The following is a 17,872-nucleotide window of genomic DNA, read 5'->3' on the forward strand; positions in this document are numbered from 1 at the left end:
ATACCTTCAGTGAACGGACTGCCCCGTCAAGGCGCGGCCTGCGCCATCGGTGGCGGTCGGCCTAGCCCACGTCCGTGCGCCCGCGCCGGTCGCTGCGCAGGTTGGCAAAGAGCACGTGGTTACGCCAGCGCCCGTCGATCTGCAGATAGCTCTGCGCCACACCCTCGTACTTGTAGCCGCAACTTTCCAGCAACCGGCGCGAAGGCGTGTTTTCCGGCAGGCACCCCGCTTCGATCCGGCTGAGGTCGAGCGTGGTGAAGGCGTAGTGCACCAGCGCCTTGATCGCCTCGCGCATGTAACCCTGGCGCGCGAAAGGCTGGCCAATCCAGTAGCCCGTGGTCGCCGACTGTGCCGGCCCCCGGCGGATATGATCCAGCGTGATCGCGCCCACCAGGGCGCTGTCGCTGCGCCGGATCATGAACAGCGGAACGCCGCTACCGGTCTGGACAGACCGCTGCGACCAATAGACCCTGTTGGTAAAGGACTTGCGGCTGAAGTGGTCCGGTGCCCAGGTCGGCTCCCACGGCTGAAGGAAGTCGCGGCTGTCCTGCCGCAGGGCGCACCAGGGGCGGTAGTCCGCGTGCAGCGGCAGGCGCAGGGTCAGGCGTTCCGTTTCCAGCCGGACCTTGCGCCCCCGTCCCAGCATCAGGCGACCAGACGCGCGCGCAGCGCCTCCAGCGTCGGGGCCGCTTCGGCCGGACCGTAAAGCGTCAGGGCGGCACCGGCTTGCGCCGTGCGCGTCGCGAAATCCTTGACGTCGCCGGTGGTGACGGCGTCGATGCTCTCCACCGTCTCGGCCACGCTCGGGATGCGATCCCAGATCGCCAGCAGCCGGGCGAGGCGTTCCGCCCGGTTCGACGGGCTTTCCAGCCCCATCAGCAACCCGGCCTTCATCTGGGCCCGCGCCCGCGCAACCTCTGCCGCCGTCATGTCGTCGGCGGCACGCTTCATCTCGTCCATCGTGACGTTGGCCAGTTCCTCGATCTCCTCAGCACTGGTGCCGGCGTAGATCGTGGTGAGCCCGGTATCCTCGAAGGCCCCGGCCTGCGCGAAGATCGTGTAGCACAGCCCGCGCTTTTCACGGATTTCCTGGAACAGGCGGGACGACATGCCGCCGCCAAGGGCGGTGGCATAGATCTGCGCGGTGTAGATCGCGGGGTCGCGGTAGTCCGGCCCCTCGAAGGCCAGCGCGAAATGCACCTGCTCCAGCTTCTTGGTCTCGCGCCGCTCTCCGCCGACGAAACGCGCGGGCTTGATCAGCCCGTCGCGGGGCCGTGCCGGCAGGTGGCCAAAGAGCTTTTCCGCCTGCGCCACCAGCGCGTCGTGATCGACGGCCCCGGCGGCGGCAAGGATCATCTGGTTCGGGCCATAATGCGTGCCGACGAAGCCGGTCAGGTCGTCGCGCGTGAACTTCTCGACCCGTTCCTCGGGGCCGAGGATGGTGCGGCCAATGGGCTGGTCCGGATAGGCGACCTCCTGCAGCCAGTCGAAGATGATGTCGTCGGGCGTGTCCAGCGCCTGACCGATCTCCTGCAGGATCACACCGCGCTCGGTCTCGATCTCGTGGTCCTCGAACAGGGGGTTCAGCAGGATGTCCGCGATCACGTCGAGCCCGAGGCCCACATCCGATTCCAGTACGCGCGCGTAATAGGCCGTGGCCTCGCGGCTGGTGTAGGCATTGATATAGCCGCCCACGTCTTCGATCGCCTCGGCGATCTGCAGGGAGGTGCGGGTTTCTGTGCCCTTGAAGGCCATATGCTCCAGAAAATGCGCGATGCCGTTCTGGGTTTCTTCCTCGTGCCGGCCGCCGGCGTTCACCCAGATCCCGACGGACGCGCTGGCCAGCCCCGGCATGTGTTCGGTGACGACGCGAAAGCCGTTGGACAACGTGTGCAGTTCGATGGTCAAATCTTGATCCGGTCCTTGATGATGCCTTGAATCGCCGCGAGGTCGTGGACGCTGCGCGTGATCCGTTCCGGGCGGTCATACAGGTCCGCCATGCGCGGGGGCAAGGGGGGGTGGATGCCGGTCGCCCGCTCCACCGCTGCCGGAAACTTCGCCGGGTGCGCGGTGGCGAGCGTGACCATCGGCACCGGACCCAGGTGCCTTTCGCCGACATGCACGCCGACCGCGGTGTGGGGACACAGCAATTCGCCATGTTGCGCCAGATAGCGGGCAATGGTGTCGGACGTCTCCTGCTCTGACACCCGGCCAGAGGCGTAGGTCTCTCTCAGCGCGTCGATGGCGCCCTGACTGACGGTGAAACCGCCCCGCTTCAGGTCGTCCATCTGGTCCGCAACGGCGGCGCCGTCCTGCCCATAGGCGTAAAAGAGCGCGCGTTCGAAGTTCGACGAGACCTGAATGTCCATCGACGGGCTGATGGTCGGCGTAACGCTGTCCTTGGTATAGGCTCCGGTTTCCAGTGTCCGGTGCAGGATGTCGTTGGAATTGGTCGCAACGATCAGTTGATCGATCGGCAGGCCCATCCGCTTCGCGATGTAACCGGCGAAGATGTCTCCGAAATTTCCGGTCGGCACGGTAAAGCTGACGGTGCGGTGCGGGGCCCCAAGGCTGACGGCGGCCGTGAAGTAATAGACGACCTGCGCCAGCACCCGGCCCCAGTTGATCGAGTTCACGCCCGCGAGCCGCACCTCCTCGCGGAAGGCGAAGTCGTTGAACATGTCCTTGACCAGAGCCTGACAGCCGTCGAAGTCACCGTCCACCGCAATGGCGTGGACATTGGATTCGGTCGGCGTCGTCATCTGGCGCCGTTGCACCTCGCTGACGCGGCCATGCGGGTAGAGGATGAAAACATCGACCGCATCCAGCCCGCGGAACGCCTCGATCGCCGCCGACCCGGTATCGCCAGAGGTGGCGCCCACGATGGTCACGCGACTGCCGGACCGGGCAAGGGCCGCCTGGAACATCTGACCGATCAGCTGCATGGCAAAGTCCTTGAACGCCAGCGTCGGGCCGTGGAACAGCTCCAGCAGGAAATGGTTCGCATCAAGCTGCACCAAAGGCGCCCGGGCCGCGTGGCCGAAACCCGCGTAGGCCTTGGCGATGAGGTCACGGAATTCCGCATCGGTGAAGGTGTCGCCGATAAAGGGGCGCATGACGGTGAATGCCACCTCCTCGTAGCTTTGCCCCGCCATCGCGGCGATCTGATCCGCGGTCAGCGACGGGATGCTTTCCGGGACATAGAGGCCGCCGTCGCGTGCGAGGCCGGTCAGCATCGTGTCCTCGAAGGACAGCACCGGGGCCCGTCCGCGAGTGGAGATGTAGCGCATGTCAGGCGTCCTTTCTGGTCGTGCGATGGATCAGCAGTCCGGTCATCAGCGCCCAGCCGATGGCCAGCATGAACCATGTGATGGCATAGCCGAGGTGATCGTTCGGGATACCTTCGGTCCCGACGGGCATCGGCACTGTCGGACTCTCGGGCAAGATGCGGCGGGCCACTAGCAGCAGCGGTTCCGCCTGCAGGACCTCTGCCATCGCCGGCAGGTCGCGGGCAAACCAGATCCCCGTCTTCTCGTCCGGCGCCGGCGTCCAGCTGTCTGCCTCGTCCGGCCACAGCAGGTTGCCGGTGACGGTCAGGTCGCCCGTGGGCAATGCGGCGCCGCGGTCGTCGAGGCTCAGAAATCCCAGATCGACGACGATCTTGTGACCGTCGTCCGTGCGGAACCCGGTGATCGTACGGTAGCCCGCCCCGTTCTCTGCCGTGCTGACAAGGACCGAGAGTGTTTGCCCCGTGATATGTCCCGTCGCGACGACGGGCAGGTATTCGTCCGCCACCGGGTCAGCGTCATCCGGCAGCGGGACCGGCGGCGCCACGATGGTCGCGGTGATCTGGTCTAAGATCTCTGTCTTCCACGCCAGCCGCTGCACCTGCCAGACGCCCAGCGCGATCAGCACGCCGCAGCCGACGACGCCCATCAACAGGGGAAAGAAGATGCGGCGCAGCATGGGCGGGATCAACCTCTGGTCAGACCACGTTGCCTTATCCGGTTTGCCGGACGGGGTGAAGGTGCGGGCAGGCACAAAAAAGGCGGCCCGTCGGGGCCGCCTTTTCATGATGTCATGCCGGGCCGTTCAGCCACCCCAGATGTAGACGGAGGCGAAGAGGAACAGCCACACAACGTCGACGAAGTGCCAGTACCAGGCCGCGGCCTCGAACCCGACGTGCTTTTCAGGGGTGAAGTGTCCGGCATAGACGCGGAACAGGCAGACCAGCAGGAAGATCGTGCCGATGATGACGTGGAAGCCGTGAAAGCCCGTCGCCATAAAGAAGTTCGCGCCATAGACGTTGCCCGCAAGGCCAAAGGCCGCGTGGGAGTATTCGTAGGCTTGAAAGAGGGTGAAGAGCGCGCCCAGCGCCACGGCCAGCATCAGGCCCCACTTCATGTCCTGACGGTTGTTTTCGTGCACCAGCGCGTGGTGCGCCCAGGTTGCCGCAGCACCGGAACACAGCAGGATCAGCGTATTGATCAGAGGCAGGTGCCAGGGGTCGAAGGTCTCGATCCCGACGGGCGGCCAGACGCCATCGACGGCCGGATAGTTCGGCCCCAGCGGATACATCGCGTTCTTGAAGAACGACCAGAACCACGCGGCGAAGAACATGACTTCGGACATGATGAACATGATGAAGCCGTAGCGCAGGCCGATCCGCACGGCGGGCGTGTGATCGCCGACCTGGCTTTCGGTCACGACTTCGGACCACCACGCGTACATCGTGTACAGCACCAGTGCCAGACCCACGAAAAAGGCATAGGGCCCGTGGTCGTGCATCCAGAGCACCGCGCCGAACAGCATGATGAAACCACCCAGCGCGCCGGCAAACGGCCAGATGGACGGCGGAAGGATATGGAAGTCGTGGTTCTTTTCGTGGGCCATGTCTCGAATTTTCCCTGAGGCTGGTCGCTGTCGCTAGTTGCTGTCTATGGCGGGGGCGGGATCGGTTGTCAAAAGATTAGCATCGACAGCGGCCTGCTGGCTGCCTTCGGGCAAATCGATTTCATAGAAAGTATAACCGAGTGTGATCGTATGGGCGTATTTCGCGTCCCGGTCGTCCACGATGGCCGGGTCGACGTAGAAACTGACCGGCATCTGCACCGTCTCTCCCGGTTGCAGGACCTGTTCGGTAAAGCAGAAGCAATCGATCTTGTCGAAGAAGCCGCCAGCCTCGTAGGGCGTCACGTTGTAGGCCGCCTGCCCCGCGATGACGCGATCGGTCGGGTTGTGCGCCTCGTAGAAGGCGAGCCCGGTCTCGCCGATGCGCAGCGTCATCTCGCGCTGAACGGGCTTGAAGGTCCACGGCATCTCGCGGTCGGTCGAGGCGTCGAAGCGGATCTTGATGGTCTGGTCGAGGATCGTGTCGGACCCCGCCTCTGCCACGTTGGTGATGCCGCCGAAGCCCGTCACCTTGCAGAACCACGAATAGAACGGCACGGAGGCCCAGGCGAGCCCGCCCATCACCAGAACGACGCCGACGAGTTGAGCCAGCGTGCGGTTTGGACCCTTCAGACGCGGGAACAGCATCAGTTCGTGCCCTCCGGTGCGGCCTCGGGGGCTGTCTCGGGCAGGTTTTCCGGCAGGATCTGGGGGCGGACGACATGATCGAAGGTCTCGAAACTGCGCAGGTCACCCAGTTGCAGGACCTTCACCACGGTCAGGCCAAAGACGATGGCAATGAACCCCAGCAGCAACAGACCCACACCGATGTTACGGCCCCGGCGGCGGGTATGGATCTCGTGTTCGACCTGAATTGCCATGTCAAAGGCCCCCGATGTGATTGGCGCGCAGCGCGGCCTCGATCAGGAGGGCGCCGAAATGCGCGAAGAGGTAGTAGAGCGAAACCTTGAAGGTCTTGATCTCGACCTTGTACTTGTCCGCCTCGGCCTGTGCCTCGTCCCGGCGCCAGATGTCGTAGCAGCCCTTCAGGAACCAGGCATTGAAGACCACGGCGACGGCCAGATAGACCGGTCCGCCGATGGAGGTGAAGCCCAGGCCCAGCGCCACGGCCACAAGCGGCAGGCAATAGGCGAGGACATGGTTGCGGGTGACGCGGCGACCGTGGGTTTCGGTCAGCATCGGCACGCCGGCGTCGCCGTAGTCGGTCTTGACGAACAGGGCCAGCGCCCAGAAGTGCGGCGGCGTCCACATGAAGATCAGCCCGAACATCAGCACCGATTCGATGCTGACCCCGCCCGTGGCGACGGCCCAGCCGATCATCGGGGGAAATGCGCCTGCGGCGCCGCCGATCACGATGTTCTGCGGCGTCGCCCGCTTCAGCCACATCGAATAGATCACGGCGTAGAAGAAGATGGTAAAGGCCAACAGTCCCGTCGCCACGGCATTCGTCGCCAGCCCCAGCAGCAGGATCGCGAAGAAGGACAGCGCAAGGCCCAGACCCAGCGCCTCGCCCGGCTGGACCCGACCGTCGGGAATCGGGCGCTTCGCCGTCCGGCGCATGGCGGCGTCGATGTCGGCATCCCACCACATGTTCAGCGCGCCCGACGCCCCTGCCCCGACCGCGATGCACAGGATCGCGACGAAGCCGATGAAGGGGTGCACGGGCACGGGCGCAACCAGCAGGCCGACCAGGGCCGTGAACACCACCAGCGACATCACGCGCGGTTTCAGCAGGGCGAAGTAATCGCCCATCTGCGCCTCGTAGACGGTATCCGGTGTGGTTTCGTGCAGGCTCATGTCGGACATGGTTGGCGCCTTCGGCAGCTCTGAAAAAGATGTCGCGACCCGGCGTCAGCCGGGTCGGACAATGGTTCGGACGTCCCTGCGGACCGCGCGGCAATCAGACGCCGTTCTGGACCTTCGCCTCTTCCAGCCAGGCATCGTAGGCCTCCTGGCTGACGACCTTCACCGTGATCGGCATGAAGGCATGGTCCTTGCCGCAAAGTTCGGAGCATTGACCGAAGTAGATGCCTTCCTTGTCGGGGTTGAACCACAGCTGCGCCAGACGGCCCGGCACGGCGTCCTGCTTCACGCCGAAGGCGGGCACCGTCCAAGAGTGGATCACGTCGGCGCCGGTCAATTGCATCACGACGGTCTTGCCGACCGGCAGGACGATCGGCTGGTTTGTCGCCAGCTTGTACAGGTCGTCGGAATAGCCATAGTCGGCCAGTTCCTCGGGGGCGAGCATGAAGCTTTCGAACGCCACGCCGTCGTCGACGTATTCGTAGCCCCAGTACCACTGGTAGCCCGTCACCTTGATGGTGATGTCACCTTCCGGAATTTCCTGCTGGTTGAACAGCACCGGAAGGGAAAATGCACCGATGAAGACCAGGACGATGATCGGCACCACGGTCCAGGCGATTTCCAGCGGGCTGTTGTGGGTGAAGCCGGCGGGATTGGGGTTGGACTTGCGGTTGAACTTGATGAAGACCCAGATCATCAGGCCGGTCACGAACAGCACGATCGCCGTGATGATCCACAGCAGCATGCCATCCAGCCAGTGCACGTCGCGCGCGATGCTGGTCGCCGCTTCCTGAAAGCCGATTCCGCCCTGGTGCGGCGCGCCGATCACGGGCAGTTCCACGTTCACGTCCTGCGCGCGGGCCGCGGCACCGGCCAGTGTCAGACAGGTGGTGGCCCAGGCCGTCTTGGCGAAATTGCTCAATCGCATGTCATTCCCTTATGATATCGCGCCGGGTTTTGCCCTGCGGCGTGACGACGGTGCGACGTCGGTGCCATGGCGGCCGCCGCACAATCCCGTTGTATCCTGCCGTGCGTGTCCCATATCCTGAAGGACAACTCAAGAACCACGATTGCGGCAAAGGGACGCTTTGGCGCGGCTGCGTGGTCATAACGTCCCGATCCTAGGATGCCCTCCATGACAGACGACCGCTTTCGCCCCTTCGACACGCATCTCGATCAGGACACGGCCCTCGCCCTGCTGCGCGAGGCGACGTTCGGCGCCGACGACGGAGAGCTCTTCATCGAACGCAGGCGTTCGGAAAGCCTGCTGCTTGACGATGGCCGGGTAAGGACTGCAGGCTACGACGCCTCCGAAGGTTTCGGTCTGCGCGCCGTCTGCGGCGAGCGGGCGGGCTATGCCCATGCCACCACGATCGACGAGGCCGCCCTGCGCCGCGCGGTCGGCACCGCGCGGCTGGCCGTGGGCGACGGCGGCGGAACGTTGGCAGAGGGCCCGCAGGGCACGAACCTCAAGCTTTACAGCGATGTCGACCCGGTGGCCGAGGCGAGCTTTCCGGCCAAGATCGATCTGCTGCGCCAGATCGATTCCTTCGCCCGCGATCTCGACCCCCGGGTCGTGCAGGTCAGCGCCTCGCTCGCCGCATCCCAGCAAGAGGTCGTGATCCTGCGCCCCGAAGGCACGCTTGTCACAGACATCCGCCCGATGAGCCGCATCAACATCAGCATCATCGTCGAACAGAATGGCCAACGCGAAAGCGGCAGCATGGGCGGCGGAGGGCGCGCCTCCCTGATCGGACTGATCGAGACGGCGCACTGGCAGGGCGTCGCCCGCGAGGCGCTGCGCATCGCCCTCGTCAACCTCGAAGCAGAGCCCGCCCCCGCCGGCGTGATGGACGTCGTCCTCGGCCCCGGCTGGCCCGGCATCCTGTTGCACGAGGCGATCGGCCATGGGCTGGAGGGCGATTTCAACCGCAAGGGGTCCAGTGCCTTTGCCGGCCTGATGGGCCAGCAGATCGCGGCGAAGGGCGTCACCGTGCTGGACGACGGCACGATTCCGGATCGCCGCGGGTCGATCACCGTCGACGACGAAGGCACGCCATCGGCCCGCAACGTGCTGATCGAGGACGGCGTGCTGACCGGCTACATGCAGGACCGCCAGAACGCGCGCCTGATGGGCGTCGCACCGACCGGCAACGGGCGCCGCGAATCCTACGCCCATGCGCCGATGCCGCGGATGACGAACACCTACATGCTGGCGGGCGATACGGCGCCCGAAAGCCTCGTGGCCGACCTCAGGGACGGGATCTACGCCGTGGGATTCGGCGGCGGTCAGGTCGACATCACGAACGGCAAGTTCGTGTTTTCCTGCACCGAAGCCTACCGCGTGAAGGACGGCGTCGTCGGTCGCCCCATCAAGGGGGCCACGCTGATCGGCGACGGGGCGACGGCGCTGCGAAAGATCCGCGGAATCGGCAACGATCTGGCGCTCGATCCCGGCATCGGCAACTGCGGCAAGGCCGGCCAGTGGGTGCCTGTCGGCGTCGGCCAGCCCAGCCTGCTGATCGGCGGCCTGACGGTCGGCGGTTCGGCCTGACGCCCTGCACGTGCCCTCCCCGACATTGATTCAGCTTCCGTTAACGCTTTCGATTCTAGTCTGCTTCTGCAGCTAGGCGAAGGTTCGGATTGAAAGTGGCGTCTCACCCGCTCCCCAACGTACCCCCCCGGGATGACCCGCGGCTTCAGAACCTTCGCCTGTTGCGGTCCCGGCGCGTCGGCCCCACGACCTATCGCCGGCTGATCGCCGAACACGGGTCCGCCGCCGCGGCCCTGGCCGCGCTGCCCGCCATCGCCGCCGCCGCCGGCGTCACCGATTACGAGGTCTGTCCGCCGGGTGTCGTCGCGGCAGAGATGAAGGCCGGTCATGCCGCAGGCGCCCGGCTGCTGCTGCAGGGCGATCCGGACTGGCCGTCGGGGATCGACGACCTTACGGACGCGCCGCCCCTGCTCTGGGGCCTTGGCCGGACCGACCTGCTGTCGCGTCCGATGATCGCCATGGTGGGCGCGCGCAATGCGTCATCGCTCGGCACGCGCATGGCACGGGCGATGGCGGCCGACCTTACGGCTGCGGGCTTCGTCGTCGTCTCGGGACTTGCCCGGGGCATCGATGCCGCCGCCCACGATGCCGCTTTGGCCGGCGGCACCGTCGCCGTTCTCGCCGGCGGCGTCGACGTGATCTACCCGGCCGAAAACGCCGACCTCGCCCACCGAATCGCGGTGCAGGGTCTGCGCCTGTCGGAAATGCCGATGGGGCTGCAACCGCAGGCGCGGCACTTTCCCGCGCGCAACCGCATCATCGCCGGCCTGTCCCGCGCCGTCATCGTGGTCGAGGCTGCGGCCAAGTCCGGCAGCCTCATAACGGCCCGGAACGCGCTGGACCAGCACCGGGACGTGCTGGCGGTGCCCGGCCACCCGTTCGACGCCCGCGCCGCTGGCTGCAACATGCTGATCCGGGACGGCGCACTGCTCGTCCGCTCCGCCGCCGACGTGATCGAGGCTTTGGGCACCCTGCCCGCGCGGGTCGCGCCGCCGCTGACCTTGCCGGACCATCCCCCCGCCCCCCGCCGCACCCTGCAAGAGTCTGCGGCCCTGCACAGTCAGATCCTCGATCGCCTCGGGTCCGCGCCGGTGGCGGAAGACCAGCTGATCCGCGATCTGGGAAGCCCGGCGCCGCTCGTCGCACCGGTCCTGATCGACCTCGAACTCGACGGACGGATCGCACGATCGGCGGGCGGTCTGCTGTCCCGTGTCAGTTGACGGTGCATCTTTCAAAAATTTTTATGTGCGATAGCAATTACTTGAAGGAAACCGCCGATCTTCGGACTGGCGAACGAAGCCCGCATTGACAACTTAGGGCCAAGCCGCCCATGTTGCGCGGCCAGTGCGCACCCCAGTCAAAGCAAGGTTTCCCCATGCCCGTCGTCGTTGTCGAATCCCCGGCGAAAGCCAAGACGATCAACAAGTATCTGGGCAGCGACTACACCGTGCTGGCATCCTACGGCCACGTCCGCGACCTGCCGCCCAAGAATGGATCCGTCCTGCCCGACGACGACTTTACCATGATCTGGGAGGTCGCTAGCGACAGCAAGAAACACATCAAGGCGATCGTCGACGCACTGAAGGAAGACCCCAACCTGATCCTCGCCACCGACCCTGACCGAGAGGGCGAGGCGATCTCCTGGCATCTGCAGGAGGAACTGAACAACAAGCGCGGCCTGAAGATCCAGACCGCCAGCCGCGTCGTCTTCAACGCGATCACCAAATCCGCTGTGACGGAGGCGATGAAGGCGCCGCGGCAGGTCGACAAGCCGTTGGTCGACGCGTACCTCGCCCGCCGCGCGCTGGACTACCTCGTCGGCTTCAACCTCTCTCCGGTGCTATGGCGCAAGCTGCCGGGGGCAAAGTCTGCCGGCCGCGTGCAATCGGTCTGTCTGCGCCTGATCGTCGAGCGCGAGATGGAGATCGAGGCCTTCCGCAATCAGGAATACTGGACGGTCCGGGCGATCCTGCAGAACCCGCGCGGCGCCGAATACGAGGCGCGCCTGACCGTGCTGGGCGGCAAGCGGCTGGACAAGTTCGACCTGTCGAACGCCACGCAGGCGGAAATGGCCGTGCAGGCGATCAACAGCCGCGATCTGACCGTCCAGAACGTCGAAGCCAAGCCCGCATCGCGCAACCCCAGCCCGCCGTTCATGACATCCACCCTCCAGCAGGAGGCAAGCCGCAAGTTCGGGATGGGCGCCAAGCAGTGCATGAGCGTGGCGCAGCGGCTCTATGAATCCGGCCTCATCACCTACATGCGGACCGACGGCATCGACATGGCGCCAGAGGCGGTGACCGGCGCGCGCGACGCGATCAAGGCGAAGTTCGGCGACAAATACGTCCCGAAGGACCCGCGCGTCTACAAGAACAAGGCCAAGAACGCGCAGGAGGCGCACGAATGCGTCCGCCCGACCGACATGATGGTCGATGCGAGCCAGGCCGACATCAAGGACGCAGACCAGCGCAAGCTCTACGATCTGATCTGGAAGCGGACACTGGCCAGCCAGATGGAAGCGGCCCGGATGGAGCGGACGACCGTCGACGTCGGGTCCAAGGACGGGCAGGTCATGCTGCGCGCCAACGGTCAGGTCATGCTTTTCGACGGCTTCCTGCGCGTCTACGAGGAAGGCCGCGACGACACCGAGGACGAGGACAGCAAGCGCCTGCCGCAGATCGAACAGGGCGAGGCGGCGAAGAAGCAGTCGGTGGACAGCGAACAGCACTTCACCCAGCCCCCGCCCCGCTACACCGAGGCGACGCTGGTCAAGCGGATGGAAGAGCTCGGCATCGGCCGGCCGTCGACCTATGCCAGCATCGTCACGACGATCCAGGATCGCGGCTACGTCGAGAAGGACAAGAATCGCCTGATCCCGCAGGACAAGGGGCGGCTGGTGACGGCGTTCCTGTCGAACTACTTCCACCGCTACGTCGAATACGACTTCACCGCCGATCTCGAGGATCAGCTCGACAAGGTCAGCGCCGGCGACGCGGACTACAAGAAGCTGCTCGAACGGTTCTGGCGCGATTTTTCCGCCGCCATCGCCGAAACCGCCGACCTGCGCATCGGCGAGGTATTGGACAAGATCAACGAGGTGCTGGAACCGCACCTCTTCCCCGATCCCGGCGACGGCACCGACCCGCGCCTCTGCCCGAACTGCGGCGAGGGGCGTCTGTCGATGCGCACCGCACGTTCCGGCGGGGCCTTCATCGGTTGTTCGAACTACCCCGAATGCCGCTACACCCGCCCCTTCGGCCCACCCGATCCCGAGGCCGAGAAGTCCGCGATCCCGCCCGACGGCAAGCTGCTGGGCGAGGATCAGGGCGACGAGATACGCATCTTCAAGGGCCGTTTCGGTCCCTTCGCCCAGCGTGGTGCCGCGACCGAGGAACAGCCGAAGCCGCCGCGCCAGTCCGTGCCCGCCGCGTGGGAGCCGGAGGAGGTCACGCTGGAACAGGCCGTCCGCCTGCTCGCCCTGCCCCGCCTGATCGGCCCCCACCCGGAGGACGGCGTGAACGTCTGGGCCAACATCGGACGCTACGGCCCCTACCTGAAACACGCCGAGACGACCTCGGACCGGGGCGGCACGAATGCCAACCTCGAGGGGCTGGAGGATGTCTGGACCGTCGGCATGAATCACGCCGTGCAATTGCTGGCCGAAAAGGTCGCCAGCCGGGGGTCGCGCGGCAAGGCGGCGACGCCGTTGCGCGAGCTGGGCGAACACCCGCAGGCCGGTGGCCCCGTCAACATCTACGACGGCAAATACGGGCCCTACGTGAAATGGGACAAGCTGAACGCGACGATCCCCGACACCGTCGCACCGGACGACCTGACGCTCGCGCAGGCGGTCGATCTGCTGGATGAACGCGCCGCCAAAGCCGGGAAGCCGAAGCCCGGTGCCAAGAAAAAGGCCGCGCCGAAGAAGACTGCTGCCAAGAAGGCGACCGGGACTGCAAAGACCGCCACGAAGACCGCGGCCAAGAAACCGGCCGCCAAGGCGACCACAGCCAGAAAGGCTGCGCCCAGGAAAACCGCGGCGAAGGCCAAGGCCGGGTCTGCGGCCCCCGATGACAGCGATGGCGACGTCTTCGAATAGACGCGCGGCCTCATCAGATTGACATTGCCCGGTGCGCCTTGCAGGCTCGCCGGGCAATTCATTTTTGAGGGTGCGAGATGAAGAAAGTCTATGGCTCTGCCGCCGAGGCGCTGGACGGTCTGCTGACCGATGACATGCTGATCGCTGCGGGGGGCTTTGGCCTGTGTGGCATCCCCGAGCTGCTGCTGGCCGCCATCAAGGACTCCGGCGTCAAGGGTCTGACATTCGCGTCCAACAACGCGGGCGTGGACGATTTCGGCATCGGCATCCTGTTGCAGACCAAGCAGGTCAAGAAGATGATATCTTCCTACGTCGGTGAAAACGCCGAATTTATGCGCCAGTATCTGGCAGGAGAGCTGGAGGTCGAGTTCAACCCGCAAGGCACGCTGGCGGAGCGGATGCGCGCCGGCGGTGCCGGCATTCCGGGCTTCTACACCAAGACCGGCGTCGGCACCCAGATCGCAGAGGGCAAGGAGCACAAGGATTTCGACGGCCAGACCTATATCCTCGAACGCGGTATCGTCGCTGAACTGTCCATCGTGAAGGCGTGGAAGGCCGATGCGACCGGCAACCTCGTCTTCCGCAAGACGGCCCGCAACTTCAACCCGCCCGCCGCCATGTGTGGCCGCGTCTGCGTGGCAGAGGTCGAGGAGATCGTCCCGACCGGCAGCCTCGGCGGCGACGAGATCCACCTGCCCGGCGTCTACGTCCACCGCATCATTCAGGGCGAGCACGAAAAGCGCATCGAACAGCGCACCACCCGCAAGAAGGAGTCCGCATAATGCCTTGGGATCGCAACCAGATGGCGGCACGGGCCGCGCAGGAACTGCAGGACGGCTGGTACGTCAACCTTGGCATCGGCATCCCGACCATGGTCAGCAACTACATCCCCGACGGGGTCGAGGTGACGTTGCAGTCCGAAAACGGCATGCTGGGCATGGGCGCCTTCCCGATCGAGGGCGAAGAGGATGCCGACCTCATCAACGCCGGCAAGCAGACGATCACAGAACTGCCGCAGACCGCGTTCTTCGATTCCGCGACCTCTTTCGGCATGATCCGCGGCGGCAAGATCGCGATGGCGATCCTTGGCGCGATGGAAGTGGCCGAAAACGGCGATCTCGCGAACTGGATGATCCCCGGCAAGCTGGTCAAGGGCATGGGCGGCGCCATGGACCTCGTCGCCGGCGTGCAACGTGTGGTCGTTGTCATGGACCACGCCAACAAGCACGGCGAGTCGAAGGTGCTGAAGTCCTGCACCCTGCCCCTGACCGGGGCGGGCGTGGTGGACCGGATCATCACCAACCTCGGCGTGCTCGATGTCGTCGAGGGTGGCTTGCGCATCGTCGAAACCGCCGACGGCGTGAGCGAGCAGGAGCTGCGCGACGCGACGGAGGCGACGATTGTCGCCTGAGGTCGGGCACGAGACCAGCGGCAGCAAGGGCCGCTGGTTCATCGACCACGGGGACGGCATCAGCGAACTGACCTATTCCATCCTTTCGCCGGATCAGGTCATCGCCGACCACACCGAAGTGGCCTCCGGACACGAGGGTCAGGGCATCGGGCTGAAGATGCTCGAAGCCTTCATCGCCGATGCCCGCGCGCGGGGCTACCGGATCGTGCCGCTTTGCCCCTTTGTGAACGCGCAGCGGCGCAAGCACCCCGAATGGGCGGACGTCTTCGCGGTCTAGGACCGGTTGACCGCAAAGACGCAGCCGTCGGACACCAGTTCCGGCGGCGTCAGGCACAGGCCCCTCGCCACGGCGAAGGCGGCCAGCACCTTCGGCACATAGCCGCGGGTTTCCGGAAAGGGCGGCACGCCCTTCGCGTCACGCACCGATCCCTCGCCCGCATTGTAGCCGGCCAGCACAAGAATCGGATCGTCGTTGAACTTGTTCATCAGCCAGTCAAGGTAGGCCACCCCGCCCCTGATGTTCTGCGCGGGCGACATGCTGTCGGCCACGCTGAATCGCGCGGCGGTGTCGGGCATCAGCTGCATCAGCCCCTGCGCGCCGGAACGGCTGACCGCCTGCGCATTGCCGGCGCTTTCCACGCTGATCAGCGCCAGCACCAGCGCCGGGCTGACCTTGGTGCCGACGGTCGCCTTGAGGATCTCGATCCCATGCAGGGCGGCGATGTCCTGCAGCGTCTGCAGCCGCGGCGTCGGCACCGCCTTGCCGCTCGGCGGTTCCGCGATGACGCCCAACGCCTGCTGCAGCCGCCCCGGCCCGGTCGCCGCCAGATCGGGAGAGATCGTCGACCAGAACCAGTCAAGGCCGGACGGTTGCGGTGCGATGGCGATCGCCCCGTCCGGCGTCGCTACGGGCTTCGGTCGGCTCGGGCGCAATGTGGCCGGCGTCGCCGTGGGATCGACCTGCACCGTGATGCGCGCGCCCTGCGACCGGGGCACGCCGATCCGCTTGAAGGTGAAGTCCGGCTGCAGCCGATCCTCGGCCTGCGCCGACACGGCCCACAGACAAAGCCCGACCGCCGCCAGTCCTCTGGTCATCGTGATCATCGTCCGGGTCCTGCTCGACACCTTGTTTGCAGTGATCGTGTCAGGTTGAAGGCGGCAGGACCACGTCTCCGTGCACAATCCGCAAATTTCGTCGCCATTCGACGCAAACGCGCAACGCCGGGCCGCTCGTCTTGACCTGCACCAAAGCGAATAAATCCGTTTGCTCAATACCTTGGGACGTATCGGGACAAATGGCCCGCCGCACGCAAAATCGAACGAATCAGGCCAAACTTACGACGCAATCGGACGGCTATATGAGTCCATCCAAGACGGGGAGCGGGCCATGACGAGGCCGGCACGTGACGATCCGGCGAGGGATGCTAATGCAAGCGATACCCTGAGGAGGGAACACACATGCTGAACTTCATCAAAAACTTCCGCAACGACGAAGACGGTGCCGTGACCGTCGACTGGGTCGTCCTGACCGCCGCCATCGTCGCGCTGGGCCTGCTGGTCGGCACGCAAATGAAAACCGCCATCACCGCGAAGACTGGTGTGATCGCGTCTGAGATGACGAAAACGGACTCCACCTCTACCGCTACCGGTACGAACGGCGGCTCATAATTAATCACGACTGATCTCGTCGGCCGCGTCACAGTGTGACGCGGCCGATCACATTCAACCGCTGTCCAAGATGACCATTTGTTCGCCACAACATGCTCTTAATGCCATGCCGAAACCGACGGCAAAGGGACGGCAAAGGAATAGACCATGCAGGATATTTTAACATATTTCTTGAAATCTGACGATGGTGCCGTGACCGTCGATTGGGTGGTTCTGACGGCCGCGGTTGTCGGCCTAGGACTTATGGCAGGTCTTGCAGTAAAACCGAGCGTAGAAAATAAATCGAATGAAATCGCAGATAGTTTGGCTATAGCAGCAACATATCCATAAGGCTGTCTAAATCCACGTCCGGCTCGGTAGCTTCGCCGGATTTCACTCCGCTTTATCATCAGGAATAAATTAATGCGCTTAGTTTTTAGTTTGGTCCTGGCCCTTGGCATTGCACTAGCAGGCTTTGCTGTCTACATGGTCAAGGGCTATGTGGCCGACACCGAAAGCGCCCTGCTCGCCGAACGGGCCCGCACAGCGCAGGTGGTCGAAACCGTTGATGTCTTGGCAGTGTCGAAACCGCTTGCCTTCGGCGACACCCTGTCTACCGACGATATCGTCGTCGTCAAGTATGCCAAATCCTTTCTCCCGCAAGGCACCTTCGCCACGAAGGAAGACCTCTTTCCAGAAGGTCTGGACCAGTCCCGCAGCGTGCTGCGCCCGATGGAGGTGAACGAGGTCGTCTTGGCCTCGAACGTCACTGCACCCGGTCAGATCGCCAGCATCACGCAGCAACTGCGGCCGATGATGCGCGCTTTCACGATCCGCGTCGACGCCTCCACCGCCGTATCTGGCTTCCTGCGACCCGGCAACCGCGTGGACATCTACTGGACCGGCAAGGTCAGCCCGAACGCCGCGGACGAGACGCATCTAATCGGTAGCTCCATTGAGCTGATCGCCATCGACCAGAGCACAGACCGCAACAAGATCGACACTGCGATCCCCAGCACTGTGACCGTTCAGGTCAGCGCCGACGACGTGGCCCGACTGGCCCAAGCGCAATCCGAAGGCAAGCTGAGCCTGTCGCTGGTCGGATCAGACTCGGCGCAGAACGTGGTGGCGGATGGCGAGCAGGCGATCACCCTGCCCAAGGCGCCCGAGGCCCCCGTCGTGGTGGCAGAGGTTCCCGCCGAAGCCCCCGCCGCCCCGAAAAGCTGCTACACCACCGTGCGTCGCGGGACCGAGAAGGTGCAGATGGAAATCGCCTGCACGAACTGATCCAGATCAGTCCGCACCATAAGGTACAAGGGTTTCAGGGCCGGTGGTAACGCCGGCCCGATGCCGTGGGGCACCCCGCAAAAATTGCGACCTGTTGCCCGATACCCACATCAAGCCCGCCCCGCAAACCATTGATTCTTGCAATGATCGCGGGGCCGGG

General features: G+C 64.9%; 19 protein-coding genes. 9 read left to right on the forward strand and 10 right to left on the reverse strand.

Going from position 1 to position 17,872, the window contains the following annotated elements; translation table 11 throughout:
* Nucleotides 1-61: 61 nt before the first annotated feature.
* From BUA54_RS13820 to coxB, 9 genes are all read right to left on the reverse strand, one after another.
* Nucleotides 62-646 (reverse strand): GNAT family N-acetyltransferase, encoded by a 585-nt coding sequence (locus BUA54_RS13820; protein WP_072857837.1) that lies wholly within the window; start codon nt 644-646, stop codon nt 62-64.
* Nucleotides 646-1,908 carry a M16 family metallopeptidase gene (locus BUA54_RS13825; protein WP_072857838.1) on the reverse strand — a complete coding sequence of 421 codons (1,263 nt, stop codon included), beginning with the start codon at nt 1,906-1,908 and terminating at the stop codon, nt 646-648. The genes BUA54_RS13820 and BUA54_RS13825 overlap by 1 nt, the downstream gene beginning before the upstream one ends.
* Nucleotides 1,905-3,290, reverse strand: coding sequence for a threonine synthase (thrC, locus tag BUA54_RS13830; protein WP_072857839.1), 1,386 nt, complete (start codon nt 3,288-3,290; stop codon nt 1,905-1,907). The genes BUA54_RS13825 and thrC overlap by 4 nt, the downstream gene beginning before the upstream one ends.
* A 1-nt stretch (nt 3,291) precedes the next feature.
* Nucleotides 3,292-3,966 (reverse strand): SURF1 family protein, encoded by a 675-nt coding sequence (locus BUA54_RS13835; protein ID WP_072857840.1) that lies wholly within the window; start codon nt 3,964-3,966, stop codon nt 3,292-3,294.
* A gap of 126 nt (nt 3,967-4,092) precedes the next feature.
* Entirely contained in the window at nt 4,093-4,893 is an 801-nt protein-coding gene (locus BUA54_RS13840) for a cytochrome c oxidase subunit 3 (protein ID WP_072857841.1), read from the reverse strand.
* Nucleotides 4,894-4,926: 33 nt separating this feature from the next.
* On the reverse strand, nt 4,927-5,538 hold the full coding sequence (locus BUA54_RS13845) for a cytochrome c oxidase assembly protein (RefSeq protein WP_072857842.1): 612 nt from the start codon (nt 5,536-5,538) through the stop codon (nt 4,927-4,929).
* Complete coding sequence (locus BUA54_RS13850) at nt 5,538-5,771, reverse strand: hypothetical protein (RefSeq protein ID WP_072857843.1); 234 nt, start codon at nt 5,769-5,771, stop codon at nt 5,538-5,540. The genes BUA54_RS13845 and BUA54_RS13850 overlap by 1 nt, the downstream gene beginning before the upstream one ends.
* Nucleotide 5,772: 1 nt before the next feature.
* Complete coding sequence (cyoE, locus tag BUA54_RS13855) at nt 5,773-6,717, reverse strand: heme o synthase (RefSeq protein ID WP_072857844.1); 945 nt, start codon at nt 6,715-6,717, stop codon at nt 5,773-5,775.
* Between the two features lie 94 nt (nt 6,718-6,811).
* Nucleotides 6,812-7,642, reverse strand: coding sequence for a cytochrome c oxidase subunit II (coxB, locus tag BUA54_RS13860; protein ID WP_072857845.1), 831 nt, complete (start codon nt 7,640-7,642; stop codon nt 6,812-6,814).
* Nucleotides 7,643-7,849: 207 nt separating this feature from the next.
* Between coxB and tldD the strand changes: the two genes are divergently transcribed.
* From tldD to BUA54_RS13890, 6 genes are all read left to right on the forward strand, one after another.
* Complete coding sequence (tldD, locus tag BUA54_RS13865; protein WP_072857846.1) at nt 7,850-9,268, forward strand: metalloprotease TldD; 1,419 nt, start codon at nt 7,850-7,852, stop codon at nt 9,266-9,268.
* Nucleotides 9,269-9,363: 95 nt separating this feature from the next.
* Complete coding sequence (gene dprA / locus BUA54_RS13870) at nt 9,364-10,488, forward strand: DNA-processing protein DprA (RefSeq protein WP_072857847.1); 1,125 nt, start codon at nt 9,364-9,366, stop codon at nt 10,486-10,488.
* Nucleotides 10,489-10,643: 155 nt separating this feature from the next.
* On the forward strand, nt 10,644-13,367 hold the full coding sequence (gene topA, locus BUA54_RS13875) for a type I DNA topoisomerase (RefSeq protein WP_072857848.1): 2,724 nt from the start codon (nt 10,644-10,646) through the stop codon (nt 13,365-13,367).
* Between the two features lie 77 nt (nt 13,368-13,444).
* Complete coding sequence (locus BUA54_RS13880; protein WP_072857849.1) at nt 13,445-14,149, forward strand: CoA transferase subunit A; 705 nt, start codon at nt 13,445-13,447, stop codon at nt 14,147-14,149.
* Nucleotides 14,149-14,778: a 3-oxoacid CoA-transferase subunit B gene (locus tag BUA54_RS13885; protein ID WP_072857850.1), complete on the forward strand. Its 630-nt coding sequence runs from the start codon at nt 14,149-14,151 to the stop codon at nt 14,776-14,778. Before BUA54_RS13880 ends, BUA54_RS13885 begins: the two co-directional genes overlap by 1 nt.
* A complete protein-coding gene (locus tag BUA54_RS13890) occupies nt 14,768-15,055 on the forward strand; it encodes a GNAT family N-acetyltransferase (protein WP_072857851.1) in 288 nt (95 codons plus the stop codon). Before BUA54_RS13885 ends, BUA54_RS13890 begins: the two co-directional genes overlap by 11 nt.
* Here the strand turns inward: BUA54_RS13890 and BUA54_RS13895 are convergent.
* The gene (locus BUA54_RS13895; protein ID WP_072857880.1) at nt 15,052-15,873 is read right to left on the reverse strand and encodes a lytic transglycosylase domain-containing protein; all 822 of its coding nucleotides are present in this window, start codon (nt 15,871-15,873) and stop codon (nt 15,052-15,054) included. The two genes, BUA54_RS13890 and BUA54_RS13895, sit on opposite strands and share 4 nt — an antisense overlap.
* Before the next feature lie 363 nt (nt 15,874-16,236).
* Here BUA54_RS13895 and BUA54_RS13900 point away from each other — a divergent pair, with 363 nt between their 5' ends.
* The 3 genes from BUA54_RS13900 to cpaB all read left to right on the forward strand — a co-directional run bounded on the left by BUA54_RS13900 (nt 16,237) and on the right by cpaB (nt 17,712).
* On the forward strand, nt 16,237-16,446 hold the full coding sequence (locus BUA54_RS13900; protein ID WP_072857852.1) for a Flp family type IVb pilin: 210 nt from the start codon (nt 16,237-16,239) through the stop codon (nt 16,444-16,446).
* Nucleotides 16,447-16,593: 147 nt separating this feature from the next.
* Entirely contained in the window at nt 16,594-16,776 is a 183-nt protein-coding gene (locus tag BUA54_RS13905; RefSeq protein WP_072857853.1) for a hypothetical protein, read from the forward strand.
* Between the two features lie 72 nt (nt 16,777-16,848).
* On the forward strand, nt 16,849-17,712 hold the full coding sequence (gene cpaB / locus BUA54_RS13910; protein ID WP_072857854.1) for a Flp pilus assembly protein CpaB: 864 nt from the start codon (nt 16,849-16,851) through the stop codon (nt 17,710-17,712).
* Nucleotides 17,713-17,872: the final 160 nt, after the last annotated feature.

Source organism: Loktanella atrilutea (assembly GCF_900128995.1).
Classification (GTDB): Bacteria; Pseudomonadota; Alphaproteobacteria; order Rhodobacterales; family Rhodobacteraceae; genus Loktanella; species Loktanella atrilutea.

Excerpts from the sequence above, each read along its gene's own strand:
- BUA54_RS13820 (WP_072857837.1), bottom strand. The coding sequence starts at position 646 with ATGCTGGGACGGGGGCGCAAGGTCCGGCTGGAAACGGAACGCCTGACC.
- thrC (WP_072857839.1), bottom strand. The coding sequence starts at position 3,290 with ATGCGCTACATCTCCACTCGCGGACGGGCCCCGGTGCTGTCCTTCGAG.
- BUA54_RS13835 (WP_072857840.1), bottom strand. The coding sequence starts at position 3,966 with ATGCTGCGCCGCATCTTCTTTCCCCTGTTGATGGGCGTCGTCGGCTGC.
- BUA54_RS13840 (WP_072857841.1), bottom strand. The coding sequence starts at position 4,893 with ATGGCCCACGAAAAGAACCACGACTTCCATATCCTTCCGCCGTCCATC.
- BUA54_RS13845 (WP_072857842.1), bottom strand. The coding sequence starts at position 5,538 with ATGCTGTTCCCGCGTCTGAAGGGTCCAAACCGCACGCTGGCTCAACTC.
- BUA54_RS13850 (WP_072857843.1), bottom strand. The coding sequence starts at position 5,771 with ATGGCAATTCAGGTCGAACACGAGATCCATACCCGCCGCCGGGGCCGT.
- cyoE (WP_072857844.1), bottom strand. The coding sequence starts at position 6,717 with ATGTCCGACATGAGCCTGCACGAAACCACACCGGATACCGTCTACGAG.
- coxB (WP_072857845.1), bottom strand. The coding sequence starts at position 7,642 with ATGCGATTGAGCAATTTCGCCAAGACGGCCTGGGCCACCACCTGTCTG.
- tldD (WP_072857846.1), top strand. The coding sequence starts at position 7,850 with ATGACAGACGACCGCTTTCGCCCCTTCGACACGCATCTCGATCAGGAC.
- topA (WP_072857848.1), top strand. The coding sequence starts at position 10,644 with ATGCCCGTCGTCGTTGTCGAATCCCCGGCGAAAGCCAAGACGATCAAC.
- BUA54_RS13880 (WP_072857849.1), top strand. The coding sequence starts at position 13,445 with ATGAAGAAAGTCTATGGCTCTGCCGCCGAGGCGCTGGACGGTCTGCTG.
- BUA54_RS13885 (WP_072857850.1), top strand. The coding sequence starts at position 14,149 with ATGCCTTGGGATCGCAACCAGATGGCGGCACGGGCCGCGCAGGAACTG.
- BUA54_RS13895 (WP_072857880.1), bottom strand. The coding sequence starts at position 15,873 with ATGACCAGAGGACTGGCGGCGGTCGGGCTTTGTCTGTGGGCCGTGTCG.
- BUA54_RS13900 (WP_072857852.1), top strand. The coding sequence starts at position 16,237 with ATGCTGAACTTCATCAAAAACTTCCGCAACGACGAAGACGGTGCCGTG.
- BUA54_RS13905 (WP_072857853.1), top strand. The coding sequence starts at position 16,594 with ATGCAGGATATTTTAACATATTTCTTGAAATCTGACGATGGTGCCGTG.
- cpaB (WP_072857854.1), top strand. The coding sequence starts at position 16,849 with ATGCGCTTAGTTTTTAGTTTGGTCCTGGCCCTTGGCATTGCACTAGCA.